The sequence below is a fragment of the Brevundimonas sp. genome (assembly GCF_016463295.1).
Taxonomy (GTDB): domain Bacteria; phylum Pseudomonadota; class Alphaproteobacteria; order Caulobacterales; family Caulobacteraceae; genus Brevundimonas.
The window spans coordinates 1-3,836 of the sequence record NZ_JAEMRO010000132.1 but is presented as its reverse complement, the minus strand read 5'-3'; the positions used below and the strand labels follow the sequence as shown (position 1 = coordinate 3,836).

General features: G+C 66.8%; 5 protein-coding genes and 1 pseudogene. All 6 read right to left on the bottom strand.

Annotation, left to right across the window (positions count from 1 at the left end; all coding sequences use genetic code 11):
• Positions 1 to 847: sodium/proton-translocating pyrophosphatase (locus JHC81_RS14060; protein WP_292175714.1), on the bottom strand; the 847-nt coding region annotated here is incomplete at its 3' end.
• A gap of 178 nt (positions 848 to 1,025) precedes the next feature.
• The gene (locus tag JHC81_RS14055; RefSeq protein ID WP_292175712.1) at positions 1,026 to 1,451 is read right to left on the bottom strand and encodes a hypothetical protein; all 426 of its coding nucleotides are present in this window, start codon (positions 1,449 to 1,451) and stop codon (positions 1,026 to 1,028) included.
• A gap of 42 nt (positions 1,452 to 1,493) precedes the next feature.
• On the bottom strand, positions 1,494 to 2,483 hold the full coding sequence (gene thiL, locus JHC81_RS14050; RefSeq protein WP_292175711.1) for a thiamine-phosphate kinase: 990 nt from the start codon (positions 2,481 to 2,483) through the stop codon (positions 1,494 to 1,496).
• The gene (gene nusB / locus JHC81_RS14045) at positions 2,483 to 3,010 is read right to left on the bottom strand and encodes a transcription antitermination factor NusB (protein WP_292175709.1); all 528 of its coding nucleotides are present in this window, start codon (positions 3,008 to 3,010) and stop codon (positions 2,483 to 2,485) included. Before nusB ends, thiL begins: the two co-directional genes overlap by 1 nt.
• A complete protein-coding gene (ribH, locus tag JHC81_RS14040; RefSeq protein WP_292175716.1) occupies positions 3,007 to 3,468 on the bottom strand; it encodes a 6,7-dimethyl-8-ribityllumazine synthase in 462 nt (153 codons plus the stop codon). The genes nusB and ribH overlap by 4 nt, the downstream gene beginning before the upstream one ends.
• Positions 3,465 to 3,836: pseudogene (locus JHC81_RS14035) on the bottom strand (3,4-dihydroxy-2-butanone-4-phosphate synthase); the annotation flags it as partial. The gene ribH and the pseudogene JHC81_RS14035, both read right to left, overlap by 4 nt.

Sequence of the window (3,836 nt, the reverse complement as noted above, 5' to 3'; positions counted from 1 at the left end):
GGACGAAGAAGCTGCCGATGATCGAGGTCACCACGCAGATGCCGCAGATCGCCAGCGGCAACAGCATCATGGCTTCGACATAGGGCTGATCGCGAAAGAAGATGGCGGCCAGCACCATCGTCGCCACGGTCGTCACCGCATAGGTCTCGAAAAGGTCGGCGGCCATGCCGGCGCAGTCGCCGACGTTGTCGCCGACGTTGTCCGCGATGGTCGCGGCATTGCGGGGATCGTCTTCCGGAATGCCGGCCTCGACCTTGCCGACCATATCGCCGCCGACGTCCGCACCCTTGGTGAAGATGCCGCCGCCCAGACGCGCGAAGATGGAGATCAGCGAAGCGCCAAAGCCCAGCGCCACCAGACCGTCGATGACCTCGCGGCCCGTGCGCTCCAGGCCCAGGCCTTCGGTCAAAAGAGCGTAGTAGCCCGCGACGCCGAGCAGAGCCCCGCCCGCGACGAACATGCCGGTGATAGCCCCGGAGCGGAACGCCAGGTCCAGCCCCTTGGACAGGCTCTCGGACGCGGCCTGTGCGGTACGCACATTGGCCCGCACGGAGATCAGCATGCCCGCAAAGCCGGCCAGGCCGGACAGCACCGCGCCGATGACGAAACCTATGGCCGCATAGATGCCGATCAGGAAATAGGCGGCGATCAGGATCACGATCCCGACCATGCCGATGGTCATATATTGCCGCCGCAGATAGGCCGATGCGCCCTCCTGGATCGCGGCGGCGATCTCGCGCATCTTGTCGTTGCCGGTACTGGCCTTCATCAGCGCGGCGGTCTGGACAAGTCCGTAGAGGACTCCCAGCGCGCCTGCGGCGATGACCAGCCACAGATAGTTATTCATGGCGTTTCCAAACCCTGAGTGCATTGAGCGCCCGGATCCTTGGCGCGGCGGGCCTTTTGGCCTCTTCCGCCTTCCGGTCCCCCCGTGCGCGACGGACGCGGAACTGCGTCCTGTGGGGATTGCGTCGGAAGACTGGCAAATGCGTCAACAGGACGCAACCACTTACGGTGAACGGCGATCAGCCGGCGCGGACACCGGTACGACGACGGGGGGTCTGGCTGACGATCTCGACCCGCGCGACCTTGCCCCGCCCCGCAATGGTCGTGGCCGCCCGCATCAGGCTGGCCGCGACGGCAGCCCCATCCACGACTGTCCAGTTGTTCGCGACCGTGAAGGGCGTGCGATAGGCCGCGCGCACCAGGGCGTCGCGGAAATAGGGCTCCTTGACCCGCAGGGTCTCCGCCGTCGCGCCCGCACCAAGGTGCAGTCTCAGCGACACGAAGACATAGTTGCGGATGCGTCCCTCGGTGATCACTGGCAGGCCCACGCCAGCAATGCTCAGCGGCGCAGCGGTAGCGGGGGCATCCTCGCCGGCCATGGCCTCGCCCGCCAGTAGCCCGGCAGGCAGGACGGCGGAAGCAGCGATGAGGTCACGACGGCGCATGCCACCCTGATATCCGGCAGGGCTTGAGATTTCGTTTGCAGCCTAGCTGTGGGTGAACCCCGGCTTGGCCAGCGTCACGGCCTGCCCCTGATACCGCACCGACACGCCTGCGCCCGGCACGACCTGTCCGATGCGTGTCAGCGGGATATGTCGGCGATCCGCCTCGCGCCGCAGGGCCTCCTCGCTGGCGGCGGGTGCGGTGAAGGCGATCTCATAATCGTCGCCGCCGGTGACCAGTTTTTCCAACGCAGCCTGCGGATCGACTCTCTGCTCGAACCAGGCCTGACCCGCCAGCGACAACGGCGTTACCTCCAGGTCGATCTCCAGCCCGACCCCGCTGGCCGAGGCGATATGGCCCAGGTCCGCGATCAGACCGTCGGATACATCGACCGAGGCACTGGCCAGATCGCGGATCGTCGTGGCGAAATCCGTCTGGGGCATGGGTCGGCGATAGTGTTCGACCAGGGCGATGATCCGCTCCATCTCCAGCGACAGCTTGCCCTGCGCCGCCTGCAGGCCCAGCCAGCCGTCACCGATCGCGCCCGTGACCATGACCACATCGCCGGGCCTGGCTCCCGCACGTCCGATCGTTCGTCCCCTGGGCGTCCATCCCATCAGGGTCAGGGAGAAGCTGGCGGGCCCCTTGGTCGAGACCGTGTCGCCACCCAGCAGCAGAACCTCGAAGATCGCCTGATCGCGCCTCAAGCCGTCGACGAAGGCCTCGCGCTCGGGCCAGCCGCAGCGGTCGGACCAATGGCAGGCCAGCATATAGCCGAAGGCCTCCGCCCCTTTGGCCGCCAGGTCCGAAAGGTTCACCCGCAACAGCTTCTGCGCCACGGTGTCCAGAGGGTCGTCGGGCAGGAAATGCACCCCCTCGACCATCGCGTCCTTGGTCAGGACCAGATCGAAGCCGGGACGCGACGGCACCACGGCGACGTCGTCCTTCAGCTCCCTTCCCCATTCCGGATGAGCCAGGGGCGCGAACAGCCGCCGGATGGTTTCGAACTCACCGGCGACATCGACCGAGGGCATCAGGCCGCTCGAACGTCCCGCGCCACTCCGTCCAGGGCGGCGTTGACGAACTTGGCCTCGGCCTCGTCGAAGAAGGCCTTGGCCAGTTCGACATATTCGTCGATCACGATCTCGCGCGGCACGTCGGGGCGCGATTTCAACTCCCACGCCCCGGCGCGCAGCAGCGCCCGCAGCGTTGCGTCGAGACGCTCCAGCCGCCAGTTCGACGCCAGCCGCACCTTGACCGCCAGGTCGATCGCCGACTGCTCTCCGACAACACCGCGCACGATCTGGGCGAAATAGTCCTCGTCCGCCTCGGCCAGGGGCTCGCCCTCAATGTCGGCGTCGAAACGGTGGTTGGAAAATTCGGTGATGACAGTGTCCACGCCCTCGCCCGCCAGTTCCATCTGATACAGAGCCTGGACGGCGGCCAGACGCGCGACCGTGCGGGCCCGCCGCTGGCGACTGCTCAGCTGCGGCTCGGCATTGGCCTTCTGGTTCTCGGCCAGTTGTTCGAGGACGGATTGAATGCTGTTGGGCTGGGTCACGAGCCCAGTCCTACGCGAAGCCGCTTGCGCAGCGCAATCAGGTCCAGAGCCGCGCGGGCCGCGCCGCCGCCCTTGTCGCCCTCGCTGATCCGGGCGCGCGCCCAGGCCTGGTGCTCGTCCTCGGTGGTCAGGATGCCGTTGCCGATGATGATGCCCTTCAGGCCCAGATTGCGGATCCCCGCCGCCGACTGATCCGAGACAATCTCGAAATGATAGGTCTCGCCGCGGATCACACAGCCCAGCGCCACATAGCCGTCATAGCGCGGCGCGGTCGGATATCGGCCTGCCTCTTCGGCCAGGGCGATGACGGTCGGCACCTCCAGCGCGCCGGGCACGGAGACGACGTCGAACTGAACACCCTGTTCCCGCAGCGCATCCTTCGCCCCTTCCAGAAGGGCGTCGGCCAGATCGTCATAGAAGCGCGCCTCGACGATGAGGACGCGGATGGGTTCACTCAGGATTGGTCTTCTCCGTCCATACTGCGCCAGCCGACAATGCGCAGGCCATAGCCTTCCAGCGCGGTGGGATTGGGGCGGGTCGAGCTCATCACGATCATGTCGCGCACGCCCAGATCCAGCAGGATCTGCGCCCCCACGCCATAGTTCTTCAGCGACCGATCCGCCGCCTGCGGCCGGGGCACACCCGACAGCCGCTCGGCCAGGCCATGCAGGTCCGGATCGCGCAGGAAGACGGTCACGCCCGCCCCGTCATGATCCGAAATCGCCTTCAGCGCCTGGGGCACATAGTCCTGACGCGCCTCGACGTGACCCAGGATGTCGGCGGCGAAATCGACCTGGTGCATGCGGACCAGCGTCGGCTTGCCGGC

Coding starts and splice junctions, on each gene's coding strand:
- JHC81_RS14055 (WP_292175712.1), bottom strand. CDS start 1,451: ATGCGCCGTCGTGACCTCATCGCTGCTTCCGCCGTCCTGCCTGCCGGG.
- thiL (WP_292175711.1), bottom strand. CDS start 2,483: ATGCCCTCGGTCGATGTCGCCGGTGAGTTCGAAACCATCCGGCGGCTG.